General features: G+C 75.2%; 18 protein-coding genes and 1 pseudogene. 8 read left to right on the forward strand and 11 right to left on the reverse strand.

What is annotated here, in order from left to right; genetic code table 11:
* The first annotated feature begins 465 nt into the window (after positions 1 to 465).
* A complete protein-coding gene (locus ABT263_RS05550; RefSeq protein ID WP_352287882.1) occupies positions 466 to 2,349 on the forward strand; it encodes a phosphatase PAP2 family protein in 1,884 nt (627 codons plus the stop codon).
* Positions 2,350 to 2,465: 116 nt separating this feature from the next.
* A pseudogene (pip, locus tag ABT263_RS05555) lies at positions 2,466 to 3,424 on the forward strand (prolyl aminopeptidase).
* A gap of 96 nt (positions 3,425 to 3,520) precedes the next feature.
* Here pip and ABT263_RS05560 read toward each other — a convergent pair.
* Positions 3,521 to 4,168 (reverse strand): NADPH-dependent F420 reductase, encoded by a 648-nt coding sequence (locus tag ABT263_RS05560; protein WP_352287885.1) that lies wholly within the window; start codon positions 4,166 to 4,168, stop codon positions 3,521 to 3,523.
* Between the two features lie 78 nt (positions 4,169 to 4,246).
* Here ABT263_RS05560 and ABT263_RS05565 point away from each other — a divergent pair, with 78 nt between their 5' ends.
* A complete protein-coding gene (locus ABT263_RS05565; protein WP_352287887.1) occupies positions 4,247 to 4,618 on the forward strand; it encodes a winged helix-turn-helix transcriptional regulator in 372 nt (123 codons plus the stop codon).
* 23 nt (positions 4,619 to 4,641) lie between these two features.
* Here ABT263_RS05565 and ABT263_RS05570 read toward each other — a convergent pair whose 3' ends face one another.
* Positions 4,642 to 5,772, reverse strand: a complete 1,131-nt coding sequence (locus ABT263_RS05570) for an FAD-dependent oxidoreductase (protein ID WP_352287890.1) — start codon at positions 5,770 to 5,772, stop codon at positions 4,642 to 4,644.
* 459 nt (positions 5,773 to 6,231) lie between these two features.
* Here ABT263_RS05570 and ABT263_RS05575 point away from each other — a divergent pair, with 459 nt between their 5' ends.
* A complete protein-coding gene (locus ABT263_RS05575; protein WP_352287893.1) occupies positions 6,232 to 8,079 on the forward strand; it encodes an RICIN domain-containing protein in 1,848 nt (615 codons plus the stop codon).
* A 57-nt stretch (positions 8,080 to 8,136) separates the two neighbouring features.
* On the opposite strand, the gene ABT263_RS05580 is transcribed toward ABT263_RS05575, so the two are convergent.
* Genes ABT263_RS05580 through ABT263_RS05590 form a run of 3 tightly spaced genes read right to left on the reverse strand, consistent with a single transcriptional unit; the run spans position 8,137 to position 9,892 of the window.
* Positions 8,137 to 8,526, reverse strand: coding sequence for a roadblock/LC7 domain-containing protein (locus tag ABT263_RS05580; protein WP_352287895.1), 390 nt, complete (start codon positions 8,524 to 8,526; stop codon positions 8,137 to 8,139).
* Positions 8,523 to 9,491 carry a hypothetical protein gene (locus ABT263_RS05585; protein ID WP_352287898.1) on the reverse strand — a complete coding sequence of 323 codons (969 nt, stop codon included), beginning with the start codon at positions 9,489 to 9,491 and terminating at the stop codon, positions 8,523 to 8,525. Before ABT263_RS05585 ends, ABT263_RS05580 begins: the two co-directional genes overlap by 4 nt.
* 41 nt (positions 9,492 to 9,532) lie before the next feature.
* Positions 9,533 to 9,892, reverse strand: a complete 360-nt coding sequence (locus ABT263_RS05590; protein WP_352287900.1) for a hypothetical protein — start codon at positions 9,890 to 9,892, stop codon at positions 9,533 to 9,535.
* A 144-nt stretch (positions 9,893 to 10,036) separates the two neighbouring features.
* Here ABT263_RS05590 and ABT263_RS05595 point away from each other — a divergent pair, with 144 nt between their 5' ends.
* On the forward strand, positions 10,037 to 10,402 hold the full coding sequence (locus tag ABT263_RS05595) for a hypothetical protein (RefSeq protein ID WP_329485690.1): 366 nt from the start codon (positions 10,037 to 10,039) through the stop codon (positions 10,400 to 10,402).
* A 323-nt stretch (positions 10,403 to 10,725) separates the two neighbouring features.
* On the opposite strand, the gene ABT263_RS05600 is transcribed toward ABT263_RS05595, so the two are convergent.
* Both ABT263_RS05600 and ABT263_RS05605 read right to left on the reverse strand, forming a co-directional pair.
* The gene (locus ABT263_RS05600) at positions 10,726 to 12,051 is read right to left on the reverse strand and encodes a hypothetical protein (RefSeq protein ID WP_352287903.1); all 1,326 of its coding nucleotides are present in this window, start codon (positions 12,049 to 12,051) and stop codon (positions 10,726 to 10,728) included.
* A 63-nt stretch (positions 12,052 to 12,114) separates the two neighbouring features.
* The gene (locus ABT263_RS05605) at positions 12,115 to 12,885 is read right to left on the reverse strand and encodes a TetR/AcrR family transcriptional regulator (protein ID WP_502885759.1); all 771 of its coding nucleotides are present in this window, start codon (positions 12,883 to 12,885) and stop codon (positions 12,115 to 12,117) included.
* A gap of 162 nt (positions 12,886 to 13,047) precedes the next feature.
* Here ABT263_RS05605 and ABT263_RS05610 point away from each other — a divergent pair, with 162 nt between their 5' ends.
* The gene (locus ABT263_RS05610; RefSeq protein ID WP_352287906.1) at positions 13,048 to 13,749 is read left to right on the forward strand and encodes an NAD(P)-dependent oxidoreductase; all 702 of its coding nucleotides are present in this window, start codon (positions 13,048 to 13,050) and stop codon (positions 13,747 to 13,749) included.
* 79 nt (positions 13,750 to 13,828) lie between these two features.
* On the opposite strand, the gene ABT263_RS05615 is transcribed toward ABT263_RS05610, so the two are convergent.
* Positions 13,829 to 14,419, reverse strand: coding sequence for a TetR/AcrR family transcriptional regulator (locus ABT263_RS05615; protein WP_352287909.1), 591 nt, complete (start codon positions 14,417 to 14,419; stop codon positions 13,829 to 13,831).
* Between the two features lie 374 nt (positions 14,420 to 14,793).
* On the opposite strand from ABT263_RS05615, the gene ABT263_RS05620 reads away from it, so the two are divergent.
* Positions 14,794 to 15,717 carry an alpha/beta hydrolase family protein gene (locus ABT263_RS05620; RefSeq protein ID WP_352287912.1) on the forward strand — a complete coding sequence of 308 codons (924 nt, stop codon included), beginning with the start codon at positions 14,794 to 14,796 and terminating at the stop codon, positions 15,715 to 15,717.
* Between the two features lie 21 nt (positions 15,718 to 15,738).
* Here ABT263_RS05620 and ABT263_RS05625 read toward each other — a convergent pair whose 3' ends face one another.
* From ABT263_RS05625 to ABT263_RS05635, 3 genes are all read right to left on the reverse strand, one after another.
* Positions 15,739 to 17,109, reverse strand: coding sequence for an erythromycin esterase family protein (locus tag ABT263_RS05625; protein ID WP_352287915.1), 1,371 nt, complete (start codon positions 17,107 to 17,109; stop codon positions 15,739 to 15,741).
* Positions 17,110 to 17,281: 172 nt separating this feature from the next.
* Positions 17,282 to 17,578 carry a hypothetical protein gene (locus ABT263_RS05630; protein ID WP_352287918.1) on the reverse strand — a complete coding sequence of 99 codons (297 nt, stop codon included), beginning with the start codon at positions 17,576 to 17,578 and terminating at the stop codon, positions 17,282 to 17,284.
* Positions 17,579 to 17,694: 116 nt separating this feature from the next.
* Entirely contained in the window at positions 17,695 to 18,255 is a 561-nt protein-coding gene (locus ABT263_RS05635; protein WP_352287921.1) for a DinB family protein, read from the reverse strand.
* 285 nt (positions 18,256 to 18,540) lie between these two features.
* Here ABT263_RS05635 and ABT263_RS05640 point away from each other — a divergent pair, with 285 nt between their 5' ends.
* Complete coding sequence (locus ABT263_RS05640; protein WP_352287923.1) at positions 18,541 to 20,112, forward strand: threonine/serine exporter family protein; 1,572 nt, start codon at positions 18,541 to 18,543, stop codon at positions 20,110 to 20,112.
* The last annotated feature ends 140 nt before the right edge of the window (positions 20,113 to 20,252 follow it).

A 20,252-nucleotide genomic window follows, 5' to 3' on the forward strand; every position in this document is an offset into this window, starting at 1 on the left:
GGCCGCCCGGGGCGGGGACGGTGTGCCCGGGGCAGCGACGGCCCGGTCGGGCCGCATGGCTTGCTCTTGCGACGCCACGATGAGTTGAGCGGACGCCCGCCGTCGCGGGGTGTGGCAGCCGGGGGATGCCTTCCTCGGCGGCGGCACCTAGCATCCAACCCCGTGCCGCCGGCCTTCCCCCAACGCGCTGCGCGACGCCACCGGCATCCGCCTCACCGAGGCACCGTTCCTGCGGGGCAAGGTGTGGCAGGCCCTCGCGGAGCACCGGGCCGGGAGCCGCCGTCCGCCGCACGGGTGAGCGGTGGGGGTGGGCCGTCGCCCGCTGTCGGGGCCCCCGCCGCCCGGGCCGTCCCCCACGCGGCGCCGTCCGGCGTGCGGGGCGGCCGCCGACCCCCGAGAGTCGGCAGGAAGGCGACCCGACCGGCGGACCGGCCCGGGGCGCGGCGGCGCGACGGGAGGAGCGGGATGGGCGCGAGCAGGCCGGCGCCCGGAGCGCCCACCCGGCAGGCCCCGGCCGCCCTCCTCACCACCACCTGCCTGGTGCTCGCCCTCGCCGCGGCCGCGGTCGTCACCTGGACGTCCTTCGGCGACGAGGCCGACGACCGGCCCCTCCTCCCGCTGCTGCTCGGCAGCTGGCCCGCCACCGCGACCCGGGTCGGCCTGGTGCTCACCGCCGTCGCCGCGGTGGCCGTGATCGGCACCCTGGTCGCCCGCCACCCGCCCCCGGACCTGCCCGCCCCGGCCGCCGTCGCCCCGGTCGCGGCCGCCACCCTGCTGATCAGCGCCGAACAGCGGGGCCACCCCGTGGACGCCGTGGTCGGCCTCGCCGGCACCGCCCTGGTGCTGCTCGACGTGCTGCCGCGCGGCCCGAACCGCCGGGCCGGGTTCGCGCTCGGCCTGGCGATCGCGTTCCACCCCGTCCTGGCCCTCTTCGCCGTCGCCCTCCCGCGCCGGCGCGGCGTCCCCGCGTCCGCCGCCCTGACGGCCCTCGCGGTGGCCGCCCTGGTGCAGGGCACCGTCCTGATCGCCGACCCGGACCGCGCCGCCCGCTTCTGGCGCCGCTTCGACGCCCCGGCCGTCACCGGCGACCCGTCCGACCAGACCGCCCTCGGCGTGCTGCTCCGGCTCGGCCTGCACGGCCCGGCGCTGCTGGTCGGCTGGCTGGCGGTCACCGTCACCGCCGTGCTGCTCGCCGTCCGCCGCTCCGGCGGCTACGCGCGGGACGGCCAGCCGCTGCTGGCGGTCGGCGTGCTCGGCTGCGCCACCCTGGTCGCCGCACCGGTGGCCGGGCCGGGCCACCTCGGGTGGCTGCTGCTCGCCGCCACCGGCCGGCTCGGCCGCCGGCCCGAGTCCCGCGCGCTCTGGCCGGCCATCGCGGTCACCGTCGCGCTGCTGCCCAGCACGCTGCTCGACCCGGAGATCGAACCGGTCAGCGGCCTGCTGCTGCGCAAGGCCCCCACCCTGGTCGCCCTCGCCGCGGCCGCCGCCCTGCCGTTCCTGGCGCGCGACGACCCGCTCTGGCACCTGCGCCGCGCCCCCGGCCCGCCCCTGCGGCGGCGTCCCGCGCTGCCCTGGATCCCCCTGCTGCCGGCTCCGCTGCGGCCGGTCTCCCGCCCGAACCCGGTGCTGGAGCTGCTCTTCGTCCAGGTCGGCTACGGCGTCTACTCCTACATCCGCAACGTCGCGCCCGAGCGCGTCGCCACCGCCACCGGCCACGCCCGCAGCGTCTTCCGGCTGGAACAGCTGCTGCACGTGGACATCGAGCCGGTCGTCAACGCCTGGGCCCTGCGGACCGGTGACTGGCTGCTGGACGCGGCCCAGGGGTACTACAAGGTGCTGCACTTCGTGGTGCCGCTCGGCGTGCTGGTCTGGCTCTACGTCTGGCACCCGGACCGCTACCGCACGGCCCGGACCGTCCTGTTCGCCGCGACCGGCCTGGCGCTGGTCGGCTTCTGGGGCTACCCGCTCGCCCCGCCCCGGCTCGTCCCGGGGCTCAACCTGCGGGAGGACCCGTCCGGCATCCCCGGCGAAGCCCCGCTCGGCGTGCTCACCTCGCTCTCCAACCAGTACGCGGCGATGCCGTCGCTGCACATCGCCTGGTCCTGCTGGTGCGCCCTGGTCGTCATCACCACCGCCGGCCACCGCCGGCTGGCACCCCTGGCGGCGGTCTACCCGCTGCTCACCTTCCTCGTGGTGGTGGCCACCGCCAACCACTGGGTGCTGGACGCCGTCGGCGGCGTCGCCGTCCTGCTCGCCGGCGCCCTCACCCAGTACGCCCTCACCGCCCGACTCCTCACCGACCCCGCCCCGGCGCCCCCGCCCGCCGTCCTGACCCGGGAGGGCGCGTAGCGGGACGGGGCCCCTGGCGGCTCCGCCGAACGTCCTGCCGCCGTGCCGCGGAGCCGCCCAACCGGCCTCCGTCACGGCCTGGTTCGAGCACGACCGCTCCCGTAGGATCGGCGGCCATGGTCGACCTCTACGCTCCCACCCACCCGTACAGCCACGGCTTCCTCGACACCGGGACGGCAACCGGATCTACTACGAGGAGCTCGGCAACCCCGAAGGCAAGCCCGCCCTCTCCGTCCACGGCGGCCCGGGGGCGGGTGCCCCGCGCCGGCCGACGCGGGCCTGGGACCCGGAGCGCTACCGGCTCATCCGCTTCGACCAGCGCAACTGCGGCCGCAGCACCCCGCACGCGAGCGACCCGGCGGCGGACATGCGCCTGAACACCACCCGGCACCTCATCGACGACATCGAGCGACTGCGCGAACACCTCGGTGTCGAACGGTGGTTGCTGAGCGGCGCGTCCTGGGGCTCCACGCTCGCGCTGGCCTACGCGCAGCGACACCCGGAGCGGGTCACCGGGATCGTCATCCAGGCGGTGACGATGACCCGCCCCGCCGAGACCGACTGGCTCTACCGGGGCGCCGGGCGGTTCCAGCCCGAGGCCTGGGACCGGTTCCGCGACGGCGTCCCGGAGGGCGAGCGGGACGGCGACCTGCTCGCGGCCTACGCCCGGCTGATGGAGAACCCCGACCGGGCCGTCCGCGCGAAGGCCGCCGCCGACTGGCTCGCCTGGGAGGACGCCGTCGTCTCGAACGAGCCCAGCGGCATCCCGGGGATGTACAGCGACCGCGAGGTCGACGAGCAGATCGCCTTCGTACGGATCTGCGCCCACTACTTCAGCAACGGTGCCTGGCTGGAGGAGGACCAACTGCTGCGCGACGCCCACCGGCTGGCCGGGATCCCGGGGGTGCTGGTGCACGGCCGGCACGACATGGGGAGCCCGGTGGAGACGGCGTGGGCGCTGGCGAAGGTGTGGCCGGACGCGCGGTTCCACATCTTCGAGGACTCCGGGCACGTCGGGAGCGAGGCGATGGCCGAGGCCTCCCGGGCGGCCATCGAGGAGTTCAAGGACCGGTGACCCGCGCGGGGTCCGAGCACCCGGCCACCACGTGGTCACCGAGGGCGGGCACGTCCCCCGGCGACCACGTGGCGGCCGGTCCGGCCCGCGCGCGGATCAGGAGGGCCGGCCCCCCGCGTACGCCAGCGGTGGGGCGATCGCCTGGGCGTCCGCGCCCTCGCCGACCCACAGGCCGATCAGGAACGCCGCCGTCGCCTCCAGCAGGCCCGCCCGGTCGAGGCCGCCCCCGTCGACCGGTGTGCAGCCGAGGTCGCGGACGAGGCCCCGTACGGTCTCCAGGGCCGACGCGTCGTCACCGCAGAGCGGCACCGCGAGCGGGCGTCCGTCGAAGACCGGCGGCGTCCTGCGCCACACGCTCTCGTGGCAGAGGTTGAACGCCTTGACCACGGAGGCGCCGGACGCCGCGGCCGCGATGCGCTCGGCGGCCGAGGGGCCGCCCCGGGTTTCGAGGACGAAGCCCGGGGCCACCGGGTTGGTGCAGTCGATCAGTGCCCTGCCCCGCAGAGCGCCGGCCAGACCGGACACCACGCCGACCGCCGCCGCGTACGGCACGGCCAGCAGCACCGCGTCCCGGCCGTGCTCGGCCGCCTCCCGCGCGGTCCCCGCCCGTGCGCCGATCCGGTCGGCGAGGGCGCCGGCGCGGTCCGCGTCCCGCCCGCCCACCAGCACCTCGTGGCCGACCCGCGCCCACTGCTCACCCAGCGCCCGCGCCATCGTTCCGGTGCCGACGATCCCGATCCTCATCGTGCTCAACCCCTCTGTCGCGACCCGTCCTTCAGAATCGGGACGACACTACGAAACCGCTGGGGCACCATCTGGTAAGTGACCACCGACCACGGCTTCCTCGCCGACTGCCGAGCCCGGCTCGCCTTCGATCTGCTCGCCAACACCTGGAACGCCGTCGTGGTGTGGGCGCTGCGCGATGGGCCCGCCCGGCCCGGCGAACTGCGCGAGCGGATCGGCGGCATCAGCCCCAAGGTCCTCACGGAGACGCTGCGCCGGCTCCACTTCAACGGGCTGGTGGAGCGCCGCGCGTACGCCGGGTCGCCGCCGCACGTGGAGTACACCCTCACCGGGCTGGGGCGGACGCTGCTGGAGCCGGTCGAGGCGTTCGGCGCCTGGGCCTTCGAGCACGGCGAGGACGTGATGGCGGCCCGGGAGCGGGCGGAGGCGGCCGAGGACGGCCGCGGCTGAGTCGGCCGCTCCGGTGCGGGCGGTCAGCGCCCCCGGCCGGCCCCGAGGGCGAAGCGGCGCGCGGCCGGGCGGCCCTCGACCAGGTCCGCGGCGAGGGCGCCGAGCACCGACGCGAACTTGAACCCGTGCCCGGAGAAGCCGGCCAGGACCGTCACCGGGCCCCGCCGGTCGACCACGAAGTCGTGGTCCGGGGTGGTGGTGTACAGGCAGGTGGTGGCGGTCGGCGCGGTGTGGTCGACGCCCGGCAGCCAGCGCCGCGCGTACGCCCGCACCCGCTCCACCGCGCGCGGGTCGGGGCCGTCCGCGCGGTGGTCCGGGTCGACGACCGGGCCGACGCCGTGGAAGCCGACCTTGATGCCGTCGACGCTCCCGAGGCCGTACACGCCGACGTCCGAGACCAGTTGCGCCCCGCCGTGGTGGATGAAGCTCGGCCAGTCCAGCGGTGCGGCGGCCGGGAAGTGCACCGGCCGCTCCTCGGTGACCCGCATCGGCGGCAGCCCGGGCACGAGCCCCGACAGCAGGCCCGGCGCCCACCCGCCGACCGCCACCACGACCTGCTCGGCGAAGATCACCTCCTCCTCGGTGGTCACCAGCTCGACGCCTGCGCCGCCGTTGCCCCTGCCGTTGCCCCCGCCGCCGCGTACGGCGATCCGGGCGATCCGGACGCCGTGCCGGACCTCGGCCCCGTGCGCCGCGGCCGCCCGCTGGAACGCCGCCACCGCGTGGTCGGCGTGCAGCCGCCCGGCCTCGGGGTGGAACAGCGCGGAGGTGTCGGCCCGCAATCCCGGCCACCGCTCGGCCACCCGCGCCGGGTCGAGCAGCTCGGCGGGTCGCCCGGCGGCGGCCAGCGCGGCGTGCAGGGCCGAGGTCGCGGCGGCCGGGCCGTGGTCCACCGCCCCGGTGAGCTCCAGGAGGGCGGTGCCCGTCTCCTCCTCCAGCCGCCGCCACAGCGGCAGCGCCCGTACGGCGAGGGCGACGTACTCGGGCTCCGGGTAGGCCAGCCGGAAGATCCGTGAACTGCCGTGCGAGCTGCCGCGGTCGTGCCCCGGGGCGAACCGCTCCAGGAGCGTCACCCGCCGGCCCCGCGCCGCCAGGTGCCAGGCCGCCGACGACCCCATGACCCCGCCACCGACGACTACGACCTCACCGGTCATGCCCACTCCGTACGTTGTCGCCACGGTCCGCCTCCCGGCCGCGCCGCGCCCGGCCGTTGACAGCGGAGACTACCGGAGGATCTGCGGCCCGGGTGGAGGGGGCGACGGTGCCGGTCGCCATCGACGGAGAGCTGCGCGGGAGCGGTCGGCCTCCACCTGTCGGGTGCTCAGGGAGTGTCTTGCCGACAGAAGTTCAGTCTTCGCACCCGGCCCGGTGGTGTACTGACGGAACCGGGAAGTTGTCCGAAGAACCGGTGGAGGTCCCACGGCGCGCCATGTTGGATTGTCCGGCTACGAGGAATCGGCCGAGGGCCGACCGAGCGGCGGACAGCCCGGATCGTCCGCGTACACGGGAGGGGGCAAGAGGTGGGTAGTGCTGGACGCCCGCAGGGGCGCCTGAAGGGGGAGACCGAACAGGCGGACGCCCTGGCACGGTTCGTGCGGGAGGTGACCTCGGGGGTGACCCTCCGCAGGCTCGCCCAGCGCTACCCCGCCGGTCGGACGAGCTGGAGCGCGTACCGCTCCGCGGAGAAGGACATCCCGTGGCACCTGCTCCAACGGCTGGTCCACGACCAGGTGGAGGACCCGCGGGCCCGGGCGGCGCTGCTGGCCCGGGCCGCCCAGCTGCACGAGCAGGCCACCCGGGCGGCCGAGGGGATCCAGCCGCCCGCGGCCCGGCGGTCGGCCGCGCAGCAGGCGCTGGACCGGGCCCGGGACGCGCAGCGGCAGGCCGAGGAGGGCATGGCGGAGGCGGAGGACCTGATCCGTGTGCTGGTCGCGATCGTGGCCGAGCTGCGGAGTGAGCTGGCCGGTGGTGCCGGTGGTGCAGATGGTGGCGGTGGTGCAGATGGTGGCGGCGGTACCGGCGGTACCGGCGGTACCGACGACCCGGAAGGTGCCACGACCGACCCGGTGGCAGCGCCGCGCCGGCAAGACCGGCAGGTCCGGCAGGTCCGGCTGCGGGAGGCGACCTGGTGTCTGGCCGAGGTACGGCGCATCAGGGAGAGCGCCCGTGAGGCGCGGCACACGGCCGGCCGGGAGCAGGAGGCCGTCGGGCTCCTGGTCGACCAGGAGCGGTCACGGGTCGGGGCGGAGCCGGCGAGCCACGGGGTGGACGCGCACCTGCCGGTGCTGCGGCGGCTGGAGGCCGACCTCGTGGGGGTGCGGGAGGCGCTGGCCGACCAGTACCGGGAGGTGCGCGGGATGGCTCTCGTCCCGGCCGGGCCCCGGATCGTCCGGGGGGAGCTGGTCCGGGTTGTGGACCACGGCCGGCGCGGCCCGACCGACCCCACCCGCGAGGTCGCGATCGGTGCGACCGTCCTGGGCCCGCCGCGCGGCGGGCCCACGGGTGCGCGATGGCGCCGTACGGCCGGGGCGGGGGCGGTCGTCGGGGCGACGGGGGCGGTGCTGGCCGGGATCCTGGTGCTGGCCGGGGTGTTGGTGGGCGTCCGCCTGGGCGCGGCGGCGCACGGACCCTTCGACGCCGTCCCGCAGGCGGCCGGCGCCTGGGGCAGGCCGGGCTCCGGCGCCCCCTCACCGGCGGCCGGGAGCCCCTCGGCACCGGCTCCGGGTACGGGGCCGGTCTCGTCGACCCCCTCCGCTCCTGCCACCCCGAGCAGTGCGCCCGACCGGTCCGGCGGGACGCCGACCGCACCGCCGGTACCGCTGCCGTCCGCTCCGGTGGCACCCGAACCGGGCGGGACGGCCGCACGGAGTACGGGAGCCGGCCAGCCGCCGGAGCCCGCCGTCCCCGCCGCCCCCTCGGCCGAGGCCACGCCCGCCGGTACGCCCTCGGCGCCCGCCAGCTCCACACCGACGGCCGAGGTCCCGGCACCGGGCCGGCTCGGCGGCGCCCCGGTGGTTCCGCCGACGGGATCGGTGGAGATCAGGAACGGGAACAGCCAGCAGTGCATCGCCACGCCCGGGGGCACCCGGGAGGACGGCCGGGAGGTCCAGCAGTACCCCTGCGGGGACTTCCCCGACCACTTCTGGGAGGCGCAGAAGGCCTACACGGACCCGGACGGCGACACCTACTACCGGATCGTCAGCTACAACAGCGCCCTCTGTCTGTCCGTCCGGGACTCCAGTACCCGGGCCACCGCCGAGGTGGTCCAGTCGGAGTGCCGGAGCAGCCCCGGGCAGTCCTGGAAGATCGAGAAGTGGCCGCGCGGCATGCGGTTCGTCAACGACAACAGCCACCAGTGCCTCGCCGTCACCTACCGCAGTACCGCTCCGCAGGCGCCGCTGATGCAGTACCCGTGCGGCGACTACCCCGACCACTACTGGGACTACGGCCCGCGGCGGTAGCCCCGGTCCGGGCCCCCGTCGGCGGCCCGGGCCGCGCCGGCGGCCCCGGTCCGGGACCTAGCGCGTCGGGACCAGTCCGAGGAGCTCGCCCAGCCGCTGGATCGTGGCGGGAGCCTCGCGGTGCAGACCGGCGACATCCATGCCCTCGTCGCCCAGGATCATCAGCAGCGCCTGCTCGCCGATCGCCAGCACCACGACGTAGCCGCCGTTGCAGCGGGTGACCACGTCGCGCAGGCCGCCCAGGCCGACCTCGGCGGCGGTGCGCCGGCCGAGGCCGAGCATGGCGGCGGACAGCGCGGAGGCCGACTCGGGATGGACGGCGGCCGTGTCGGCGGCCACGAGCAGGCCGTCGGCGGTCGAGATGACGCTCTCGGAGATGCCCACGACCCGGTCACGGAGGGACTTCAACTCGTCGACGAGTGCTGCGGATGACGTCTGGCTGCTCATGGTGCGCTCTTCTCGGTCTCTTCGGTCTTCTCGGTCCGCTCGGCGCGGTGAACGTTCGATGGCTGGCCGGAGGCGGCAGCCGGGCCCTCGGGCCGGGTGGGCAGGCGGGTGAGCCCGCCGGCCGCGGCCGGTCCGTCCAGGACCTCCGGGCCGCGCCGCACGGGGACCCGGCGGGGCAGCGGCCCGGTCGTGGCCGGCGGCGGGCCGGTGTGCGGCGCGCGCGGCGCCACGCTCGGCACGGCGGCGGGCGGGACCACCGGCTCGCGGTGGAGCAGCTGCCGGGCGTCCATCCGGGCGAGGTCGAGCAGCACGGCGAACAGTCCGCGCCCGAGGGCGAACCCGATGTCGCGCGCGGTGCGCCGCCCGGTGGCGGCGACCAGGATCTCCCGGTAGCGGTCCGGGATCCGCAGGGCCGTCGACCCGGCCGGGGTGGCCGGGCGGATCCGGCTGCGGGCGAGCTGTCCGGGCGGCCCCCAGAGGCGGGTCAACAGGGCCACCCGCCGGCCGGTTTCCTCGAACAGCCGCTGTGGCTCGATGCCGGGGCGCAGCGCGATCCTGGCGGGGGCGGCCGCTTCGGCCACCTCCCAACTGCCGGGCGGGCTCAGGACCAGGGCGAAGGCGCCGTCGAAGGCGGCGGCCGCGCAGACCAGTTCGAGTTCGGCGGCGCCGATCGACCCCTGGGCCACCAGTGCCGCGCCGAGGTCGCCGCCCTGGAGGCCGGTGAGGCCTTGGGCGTTGGCGGCGGCGGCCGTCTCGGCGGCGGACCAGTCCGCCTCGCCGACGCGCCGCGACTTCAGCAGCAGGGTCTCGACGGTCGGGGCCCCGGGCGTCTCGATCGCGGTGACCAGCCCCCGCTCCAGGTGGATGGTGCCGCCCGGCGCGCTGGAGACGGTGACCGAGCCGGTGAACTCGCCCTGGCGCAGCGTCAGCAGGAGCGCGGGAACGTTGCGTGCGGCGGGAGACACGAGTGGGGACGCGGGCGCGGCCGGGTCGTGGAGACGGCCCGTCATGCCAGCAGGGCCTCTGCCCGGTCGGTGCTCTGGCGGATCGCCAGGGCGAGGTTGGTCTGCCCGCGGTCCAGCACGGTGGCCAGCAGCAGCGGGTCGCCCTGCCGGGGGACCACCTGGACGACGTGGTGGTGGCGGGTGCTGGTGACCACCAGGCTCTCCAACTCGCCCTCCGCCCCGGCCTCGCACAGCCGTTCGCCGATCAGGTTGGCCAGCTCGGCGAGTTCGGCTCCGGTCCCGAGCAGTCGGTGCTCCCCGGCGGACCGATAGGTGAGGCCCGTGACGGCGTCGACGAGCGCGGCGCCGACCACTCCGGGGGAGTCGAGCACATCGGAGAGGGAAGCTTCGAGCGCGTGCACCGGTACCCCTTCGCTTTCTGAACCGCTGGCAGCGTACTTTATTTCACCATTTCCGTGCGGTGGCCACACCTGATGACCTTCTTGCTACTTTGATTCCTGCACACGGGGGTTCCGCCCGGATGGCACGCAAAGGACGAACAGGCCATGAACATTGACAGCGCACTCACGGACGCGATGGGCATCGAGGGCGCCATCGGCGTGGCCCTGGTCGACTACGAGAGCGGTATGTCGCTCGGGCATCTCGGGGGGAACCAGCAGCTCGATCTGGAGGTCGCGGCCGCCAGCAACACCGAGGTCGTCCGGGCGAAGCTGAGGGCCATGGCGGCGCTGTCGATCGACGATGTCATCGAGGACATCCTGATCACCCTCGGCGGCCAGTACCACCTGATCAGGCCCCTTGCGGGCGCGCGTGGTTCGCTCTTCCTCTACCTGGCCCTGGACCGCTCGCGGGCCAATCTGGCACTCGCCCGGCACAGCCTCAAGCGCATCGAGGCCGGGCTGGACGTCTGAGCCCGCCCCCCGGAACCGGCCACCCCGGCCGGGCGAAATGCGGCGGACCGCGCTCCGCCCGGCAATTGCCTGGCGGAGCGAAAGCGATGCGTGATGAACCGACTACCGCCGGCCGCCCGTAGAAGAGGGTCCGGTATCCGTTCGGGGAAATGCGTGACATTCCGATGACTGGGCGTCATATCCACTCCCGGCGGAACGCACAGTAATTCGGCGGTGACGCAGTACCAGCGAAATGCCACCCACCCACCGGAGTTCGCCCGCGCCGTCGGCACCGGCCATCCCCGGGGAGCGGAGCAGCAGTACCCAGACCGGGCCGAGTGCTTTCATCCGGCAGTGAAGCGGTGCCACCACGGCCGGGGCGGGCGGGGTGCTTCGGTCGTGATCGGCTCGAAGTGGGTCTCGATCGGGGCGTTCCATTCGACGAGGGCGGCCGGGAACCAGGTGACGGGTTTGGTGTCGCCGAGGCCGTTGGCCCAGGTGGCGACGCGCTCGGCCGCTTCCCGGCCGGAGAGCAGTCCGCGGTCGTCGGTGTCGACGCCGAGGGCGTGCACGGCTTCCCGGTACAGGTCGTTGCAGAGCCAGCTGTGCAGCAGGCCGTGGTCGTAGCCGAGCACCTCCCAGCCGAGTTGGTGCCCGCGCTCGGGTGTGGCCGGGTCGTCGGGGTCGTCGGCTCGGCCGTCGAGTCGTGCGAGCAGGACCGGTTCGTGGCCGTCTGCCGCGCGGATGTCGGTGGCGAGGGCGGCGGCATGGCCGGCCGGTACCAGCAGGGCGTAGAGCCGGGCCGCCGCCGGTACGTCGAGCGGTGCACAGGCTGCCAGGGCGTCCTGCGCGGTGGGGAACCAGCAGCCGTCCTGCGGCAGCCGGTCGATCAGGCAGTCGGACGCCGTGGTCAGCAGCTTCGTCCGGGGCAGGCCCGAGCCGGTCACCGGTTCGGGGACCGCCACGAAGTAGCTGGCGAGCACCGGCTCCCCGGCCGTGGCTCCTGCCCCGGGTGCGGGTGCGGGTGCGGGTGTCGGTGCCGTGCCGACGGTCGGGGGCAGGGTCGCACCGGGCCGGGGCCGCTCCAGAAGGGGCAGCGACTCGCCTGGGCGGCGCGGGCGGCGCTCGGCGAGCCAGAGGAGGTAGCCGCGCAGGTACTCCTCCAGACCGTGGTCGAGGTGGGCGATGTAGTCGCGCAGGCCGCCGGCGGCGTCCCGGTAGTGCTCGCGGTGCTCGCCACGCGCGCGCGACCAGCGGTCGGCCGCTTCGACGGCCCATTCGCGTACCCGCCCGCGCTCCTGCCACCACTCGCGCACGGCCGGGACGGTCCAGTGGTCGTCGCCGTCCATCGCGAAGCCGCCGTGACCGAGGGCGCAGCCGTCCAGCAGGTCTCGCGTCTGTGCCGCGCCGACCGGTTGGCGGTAGACGAACTCCCGGCCGGAGAACGGGCCGTGGTCGTCGTCGTGGGCGAGGTGGAAGGGTGCGTCGCGGCGGCCCAGTTGCAGGCTGTCGGTGTCGGCGCCGTAGAACGGGCCCGGGACGTTGCGCCAGTTGCGCTCGTCCCAGTGGCCGCTGAACCGGTCCAGGTGCGGCTGGTCGGTGAGCAGTCGCCGGGCGGTGGGCAGCGGGTCCCAGTAGGTGCCGAGCCCGTCGTGGTTCCCGTCGTCCACCGGGTGGAGTCCTGTCCTCTGGTGCGGATCGGTGGGGCGGAGCGGTGCCGCGACCCGTGAGGGTCACCCCCGCGGGGGGATGCCCAGGGAGCGGACGAGCTGGGTCAGTTCCTCGCGGAAGAGTTTCCCGGGGCTGAGGGTCTGGGTCCGCAGGTGGCCGTAGATCTCCAGTGACACCAGGCCGTGCAGGTGGCTCCAGGTCCGCAGGGCGAGTGCCACGGCGGCGGGGGGCAGGTCGGGGAAGGCCGGGCGGACCTTGTCGAGCAGGCCGGGGTCGAAGTCGGACCACGCGAACTCGCTGTCGGAGTACCGGGGTTCGGCGTACGGCCAGGCCTCGGCCGCGAGTGCGGTGATGCCGGTGCAGACCCGGTGGGCGGCGTCCGGGGCGGCGCCGCCCTCGGGGGGCCGGTAGCCGGGGACGGGGTCGCCGTAGACGAGGCGGAAGCCCTCGGGGTTGGCCAGGGCCCAGTCCCGGAAGGCGTCGGCCCAGGCCCGGATCCGGGCCGCCGGGTCCCCGGTGGGGGCGGCCGCCCAAGCGGCCTCCACGGCGTCGGCCAGTGAGCTGTAGACGTTGTCGATCAGCGTGGTGACCAGGTCGTCGCGGGTGGCGAAGTACCCGTAGATGGCGTTGGCCGTCATGCCCATCTCGCGGGCGATGGCCCGCAGCGTGATCGCGTCGGGGCCGCCCGATGCCATCAGCTCCAGCGCGACCTTCTTGATCTCGGCGGTGGTCTCGGCCCGCAGCCGCTCGCGGCGCCCCGTGGTCCGTCCCGCGCCCGCGGTCGTCGTGTCAGGGGTTCCGGTGCCGGTCTCTCCCGCGTCTGTGCTTGCCACGCCGTCACTCTACCGCGCGGCTCTACAGCGTCTCCGTGCTGGTTGCCATATCAAAACTGCACGCCGTATAGTTTTGCTACGCCGTGAACAACCGGCGTTCGCAAGTGCGGCAGCACGAGGCAGCAGCATGAGCCGGGCCGCAGCATGAGACAGGGGAGAGCCATGCACATCGGAGTGATCGGGGCCACGGGCACCATCGGCAGCCGCGTCGTCGCCGAAGCCCTCGGCCGGGGGCACCACGTCACCGCCTTCAGCCGGGACGCCACCCGGATCGAGGAGGCCCGGGCGAACGTCACCTGGAAGAGCGTCGACGTCCTCGACGCGGCCGGCGTCGCCGACGTCCTGCCCGGCCTGGACGTGCTGATCAGCGGGTTCCAGCCCGGGAACGGCGCCCGCGACATCGCGGACACCGTGCGCCGCTCGATCGCCGACCCGACGGTCTACGCCACCGCCGCGCGGGCCCTGGTGAAGGCCCTGGAGAGTCACCCCCGGACCAGGCTGATCGTCATCGGCGGAGCGGGCAGCCTGGAGATCGAGCCGGGGCTGGTGCTGGCCGACTCCGACGAGCGCCTGCACGGGATCCTCGCCGCACTCGGACTCCCGGAGGAGTACGCCGCCTCCGTGCGCGGAGGCCGGGACGCCCTGAACGTCCTGCGCCAGTCCAATCGGCTCTGGACGTACTTCAGCCCCGCGCAGGACATCGCCCCCGGCGAGCGCACCGGCCGGTTCCGGATCGGTGGCGACCAGCCGGTGGTCGACGCGGACGGGCGCAGCCGGATCTCGGCGGAGGACGCCGCCGTCGCCCTGGTCGACGAGGCGGAGCTGCCGCGCTTCGTGCAGCGCCGCTTCACCGTCGGCTACTGACCGGTGCCGACGACCGCGCCTCCCGGCCAGTGGCGGGAGGCGCGGTCGTCGGGCGTGGGGAGCGGGGGCGGGCGGCCCCTCAGGGCCGGCGGCGCAGGCCGGCGACGAGGAGCGCGGCCAGCGGGCGCGCGTCGTAGCGGGGGTCGCTGTCGGCGCCGATGCAGAGGTTGCCGATGCCGCGCATGAGTTGGTACGCGGTGAGGTCGGAGTCGGTCTCGCCGGCGGCGGCCGCGGCGTCGAGGAGCAGGGTGCACACCGGCAGGAGGCGGTCGAGGAAGTAGGCGTGCAGGGTCTCGAAGCCGGCGCTGTCGGTCTGCATCGCGGCGGCCAGGCCGTGCTTGGTGACCAGGAAGTCGACGAAGAGGCCGGCCCACCGCGCGAGCGCCGCGTGCGGTGACGGGCTGCTCGCCAGCAGGGCGGGGCCGGCCTCGGCGCACGCCTCGACCTGGTGGCGGTAGACCGCGATGACGAGGTCCGCCCGGGTGGGGAAGTGGCGGTAGATGGTACCGATCCCGACGCCGGCGGCGGCCGCGATGTCGCGCACCGGCGCCTCGACCCCCGAGGTGACGAAGGCCGCGGCGGCCGCGTCCAGCAGGGCCTGCTGGTTGCGCCGGGCGTCCTTTCGCCTGGACCCGGCTGCGCTCTCCGCGCCCTGGTCGCTGTCGTTCACCACGGCACTCCTCCCATGACCGACCCGGGCCGTGACGGACCTGGTCGACGACTGACGATCGACGACTGACGATCGATGGCTCTCGATCGATGACCGACGGTCGATGACCGACGATCGATGGCTCTCGGTCGGTGACCGACGGTCGGTGACCGACGCTTGTAAAGCGGAACGCTGTTCCGTATCGTTTGCGGAGCGAGGTTCCGTTTCGGCCATGATGGCAGAACACGGGGCCACCGACCATGCCGTCCACCGGCTGTCCCGTCTCCACCGGACGGCGGAGCGCCCACGATCGCCGATTCCCGGCCCCGCGGTGCCACCCGCCGCCGGGCCCACCGAAGCCACCTGCGCAGCGAACCCGAACGGAAGGCCCCTCCATGTCAGTCCCCCACAGCACCGACGCACCCGCCACGGTGCTCTCCGCCAAGCCGGTCGTTCTGCCCGCCCCGGGCCGCGGCGAGGACCTCCAGGTCCGGGTGTCCGCCCCGGCGACCGGCCGCGGCCTGCCGGTGGTCGTCTTCTCGCACGGCTTCGGCTGGTCGATGGACGGCTACGCCCCGCTCGCGGACTACTGGGCCGCCCACGGCTTCGTCGTCCTGCAGCCCACCCACCTGGACTCCCGCACCCTCGGCATCCCGGCCGACGACCCGCGCACCCCGCGGATCTGGCGCCTGCGCGTCGAGGACCTCACGCGCGTGCTGGACGGGCTCGACGTCCTGGAAGCCGCCGTGCCGGGCCTCGGCGGGCGCGTCGACCGCGGCCGGGTCGCCGTGGCCGGCCACTCCTGGGGCGCCCAGACGGCGAGCGCGCTGCTCGGCGCGCGCGTCCTGGACGCCGACGGCGTTCCCGGCGCGTCCATGGCCGATCCCCGGGTGAAGGCGGGCGTCCTGCTGGCGGCGGCCGGTCTGGGCGACGACCTGACCCCGTTCGCCGCCGAGCACCTGCCCTTCCTGAAGCCGTCCTTCGAGGCCATGACCACACCGGCCCTCGTGGTCGCCGGGGACCGCGACCAGTCCCACCTGTCCACCCGCGGCCCGGACTGGTTCACCGACCCCTACACCCACAGCCCGGGCCGCAAGAGCCTGCTCACCCTGTTCGGCGCGGAGCATTCGCTCGGTGGAATCGTCGGGTACGAGGTCGCCGAGACGACCGACGAGAGCCCCGCGCGGGTCGCCCTGATCCGGCGGCTCACCACGGCCTTCCTCCGCAGCACCCTCCAGGCCGACGACGCCGACTGGCAGGCGGCGCTCACCGCCCTCGGGGCGGACCCCGAGCCGCTGGGCAGCGTCCGGAGCAAGTAGCCGGCCCGGCCGGCCCCGGACCTACGGCGTCCGGTCGGCCTCCCGGATGTCGTGGAGGTGGACCAGGACGTCGAAGGACGTGCCGAGCGCGACGTTCCCGGGCGGGTACGGGTACTGCGTGCCGTAGGTGCGGACGGGCCGGGTGCCGCTCAGCCAGGCCCTGGCCGCGGCCGGGGCGGTGCGGACGTCCAGGTAGAAGTCCCGGTAGCGGACCTGGTCGAGGGTGTACTCGCTCAGGTCCGAGGTGGGCGGCCCCGCGGTGAACGTCTTCCAGGGGCCGCCCAGGGCGGCGTCCTTGGAGAGGAGCGATCCCTGGTAGAAGGTGAAGCCGACCGGCAGGTAGTCGCGGCCCATCGTGTCGTTCAGGTAGGCGCCCTGCGTCCTGGGGTACAGCGCCGGGTCGCCGGCGAGGCGGCCGACGTGGTCGTTGTGGGCGGACAGCAGCACCTTCCCGCCGGTGCGCCGCTGCCACCAGATGACGTTCTGCGCCATCACCTCGTCCCGGAAGCGTTCGAACTCGGGCAGCGTCGTGGCGTCCCCGGGATCGAGGGAGAGGAAGGTGGCGGTCTGGGCGACCGAGCGGGCGTTCTGCTCGGCCCAGGCGGCGGCTTCCGGGTCGCTGCCCCGCAGACCGCCGACCAGGTCGAGGGCCTGCTGGGCCTGCGCGGCGAGTCGCCGGCGCTCGGCGAGCGGCCGGCCCAGGTAGGCGAAGACGTCGTCGATCGGGCGCAGCCCGGTGTAGAACGCGTCGAGCCGGGCGAGGGCCTGCGGGTCGGTCCGCCGCACGTAGTCGGTGATCCGGGCGAAGAACGCGTCGTCGAGCGAGGGCGCGCCGATGTCGTCGCCCATGAAGTGGACGGTGCGGTCCGGGTGGTGGCGGTTGTAGTCGCGCATCCACTCGATGAGGCTGACGAACTCCTCGCGGTCCCACGGGGAGTCGGCCAGGGCCGCCTTGGCGACGCTGCGGGCGTCGCCGCCCCGGCCGGTCTGCAGGTAGTCGTCGATCCGGAGCCCGGCGGACCAACTGAGTTCGAGGGCGAAGGTGGTGAAGCCCTTCTCCTCGACGAGGTGGCGGAAGACCCGCTCCTTCATGGCGAAGAACTCGTGGGAGCCGTGGGTGGCCTCGCCGAGCCCGACCACCTTCGCGTCGCCGATCATCGCCCCCAGGGCGCGCAGGTCGGCCGTGCCGCGGCCCGGTTCGGTCGAGCGCAGCGGGTGGGCCGCCCGGTCCAGCGCGCGGACCACACCGCTCGTCCCGGCCGCTTCGACGGGCGGTGCCGCCGATGCCGCCGGCGCCGCCTGGGCCGCGACCGGAGCGAGGACCGCTCCGATCGCGACGGCCGCCGCGGCCAGTAGCCCCCGTCGGCCGATGTGCTGGTGATGCCGTGCCATGTCTATGACCCCTCAACTCGCCTACCGTGTCGTGGGATCGATCATCGCCTGCGATTCCATGGCGGCGCGCTGCGGATGGCCTCCGATTGATGCGGGGGTTTACCCCCCGTGGGACGAGCGCCAAAGGGGCAGCCCAGGCTGCCCGGACGGCCCGGCCGCACCCCCGCCGGGTTCACCGGGGCAGGGTGATCGGGAGGCCCTCCTCGATGTGGCGCAGCAGCCGGCCGCCGTGGACCTCCGGGGCGTCGAAGCCGCGGTACTCGTCCGGGCCGTCATCCGCCTCCGTGCGGAGGACCTCGGGGACCAGGACGGCGGCCGGGTCGATGTCCTGGGCGTAGCCGTCGAGGTACGGGGGCGCGATCACCGGGCCGTGCGGCGCCCCACCGACGAGCTCCGGGGCGAACTCGGCGGACAGCACCGTCACGCCGGCGCGCAGGTCGCCGTGGATCATCACCAGCTTGTCCGTCATGTTCCCGGTGAAGGCGCCGACCCGGACGCTCCCGCGGCCAGGAGTCTGGCGTCGCCCCCCAGGCAGACGCCCGCGCGCGTGTCGGCGGGGGCCCCGGGCTTCGGTAGGAGGGGGCGCTACTGGCCCACCCGGCCGTCGACGCACTCGCGCAGCAGGTCGGCGTGCCCGCAGTGCCGGGCGTACTCCTCGATCCGGTGCACCAGCAGCTCCCGGACGGCGATCCCGTCCTTCTCCAGGCGCGCGCCGAGGTCGGGGTGCCCGGCCAGCGCGGCGTCGGTCGCCGCCTGCTCACGCGCCAGGTCGGCGTACGCGGCGTCGACGGCGGACCGTTCGCCGACCACGTCGTCGAAGTCCGCGTCACGCCTGCCGTACAGCTTGGGCAGCGGCTCGGCGTCGTCCAGCCAGTTCCGCCAGTCCCGTTCGACCTCGGCGAGGTGGCGGACCAGGCCGAGCAGCGACATCGTCGACGGCGGGACCGACCGGCGGGCGAGCTGCTCCGGCTCCAGGCCCTCGCACTTCATCAGCAGGGTCGCACGGTAGTCCGCCAGGTAGCCCATCAGCGTCGCGAGTTCGCCGTCCGGCGCGGGTCCGTCGCCGTTGCGCGGGTCGTTGTCCGGATCGACCCACATGTCGGGGTAGACGGTCGCCTGGGTCCATCGCACGGGTTGATCGTTCATACCGCCGATGATCGCCAATGGGGGAGCGGGCCCGCCAGCGGATTTCTCGACGGCGGGCCGGCCGTGCTCCGCAGGCGGCGGGGCCACCCGGTCGGCCGAGCGTACGGGACCGGCCGAACGCCGGGCAGCGGCCCGCGCGCCGCCCTGGGCGTTCCCCCGCAGGTCACTTTGGGTAGCAGGGTCATGACCATCCGTAGTGGAACGTGATGGTCCCGCACCGCCGCCGAGCGGCCACCCCGCCGCAGGTGACCGCTCCGGTGCGCGGCACGACGATGAGGAGCGGCGGTGTCGGAGCAAGGTCACCCGGGCCGGCGGCCCGACGCCGGCGACCCCGGGCCGGAGCCGGGCGCGACCCCCGCCCCGCACCCGGCGGCGCCGGGCGGCCCCGGGCCCGAGGACGCCCGCGGCGGGCTGGTCGCCCCCCGGCCGCCCGCCGACGGGGAAAGCGTCCCGGGGCGCGCCGGTCGCGGGGACACGCCCTGGCCGGACCGGATGCGGCCACTGGTGCGCATGCCGATGGCCGAACGCCCGCTCGCGGCCGGCGGAGAAGCGCGGCAGCGGCCCGGCCCGGCGGAGGCGTCGGGCGTCCTGGACCTCGCCCTGCGGGTGGGCGAGGCGCTGCTCGCCAGCGGCGAGTCCGCGGAGGACGTGGAGGGCGCGATGCTGGGCGTCGCCCACGCCTACCGCGTGTACCCCTGCGAGCCGCAGGTGACCTACACCCTGGTGGCGATCTCCTACCAGCCGACGCCGGACGTCGCGCCGCTGACGGCCGAACGGGCGGTCCGCCGTCCGGCCAGCGACTACACCCGGCTCGCCGCCGTCTTCCGCCTGGTCACCGCCATCACGGCGGGCGAGGTGGCGGCCGAGGACGCCCGGCACCGGCTGACCGTCCTGCTCGGCCGCCGGCCCCCGTACCCGGGCTGGCTCCTCGTCCTCGCCTCGGGGCTGCTGGCCGGCTCCGCGACCCTGCTGGTCGGCGGCCGGGCCGACGGCCGGGCCTGGCTGGTCTTCGGGACCGCCTTCGTCGCCGCCCTGACCGGTGACCGGCTGGCCGCCCTGGTCGCCCGCCACGACCTGCCCGAGTTCTACGGCTTCGTGGCCGCCGCGACGCCGGCCGCGACGATCGGCAGCCTGCTGTCGCTGAACGGGCTCCACCTGCGCGGCTCCGTGGTCATCACCGGCGGGCTGTTCGCCCTGCTGCCGGGCCGCCCGCTGGTGGCCGCGGCCCAGGACGGCCTGACCGGCTTCTACCTCACCGCGGCCGCCCGGCTGCTCGAAGTGCTGTACCTGATGGCCGGCATCGTGATCGGCGTCATGACGGTGCTGTACCTGGGCGTCAGCAACGACGCCGACCTGACCCCCGACGGGGCGCCGGGCAGCACGGTGAACCCGCCGCTCCAACTCGCGGCCGCGATGCTGCTGGCACTGACCTTCGCCGTCCTGCTGCGCACCGACCGGGCCACCCTGGCCCCGGTCGTCCTCAACAGCGCCGTCGGCTGGACCACCTACGCCGTCCTGGCGGGCGCCCGCGTCGAGCCGATCGTGGCCACCGGGCTCGCCGCCGGGCTGGTCGGCCTGTTCGGCCAGCTGATGGCCCGCTACCGGGCGATGTCCGCGCTGCCGCACGTCACGGCGGCGCTCGGGCCGCTGATGCCCGGCTCGGTGCTGTACTTCGGCATGCTCGCCTTCGTCCAGGGCCGGCCCGAGGCCGGGTGCAGCTGGGTCGGCCGGGCGTGCGCCACCGCGATGGCCCTGGCCATCGGCGTCAACCTCGGGGGAGAGGTGGCCCGCCTCTTCCTCCCGGCCTCGCGGCCGGCGTTCACCTCCCGGCGCCCCACCGGCCGCCACCGCCGCTGAGGGCCGCCGTCCTCCCGGCGGGCGCCGCCGGACCGACCGACGTAGGTTTCGGCCGGGGGCGCGCGTGCGAGGGCCCGACGAACGGCCGCCCGGGAATGGCGGCCGCGGGAGCGGGCAGCGAAGGACCGGACGCACCCCGC

Source organism: Kitasatospora sp. NPDC001603 (genome assembly GCF_040298365.1).
Classification (GTDB): Bacteria; Actinomycetota; Actinomycetes; order Streptomycetales; family Streptomycetaceae; genus Kitasatospora.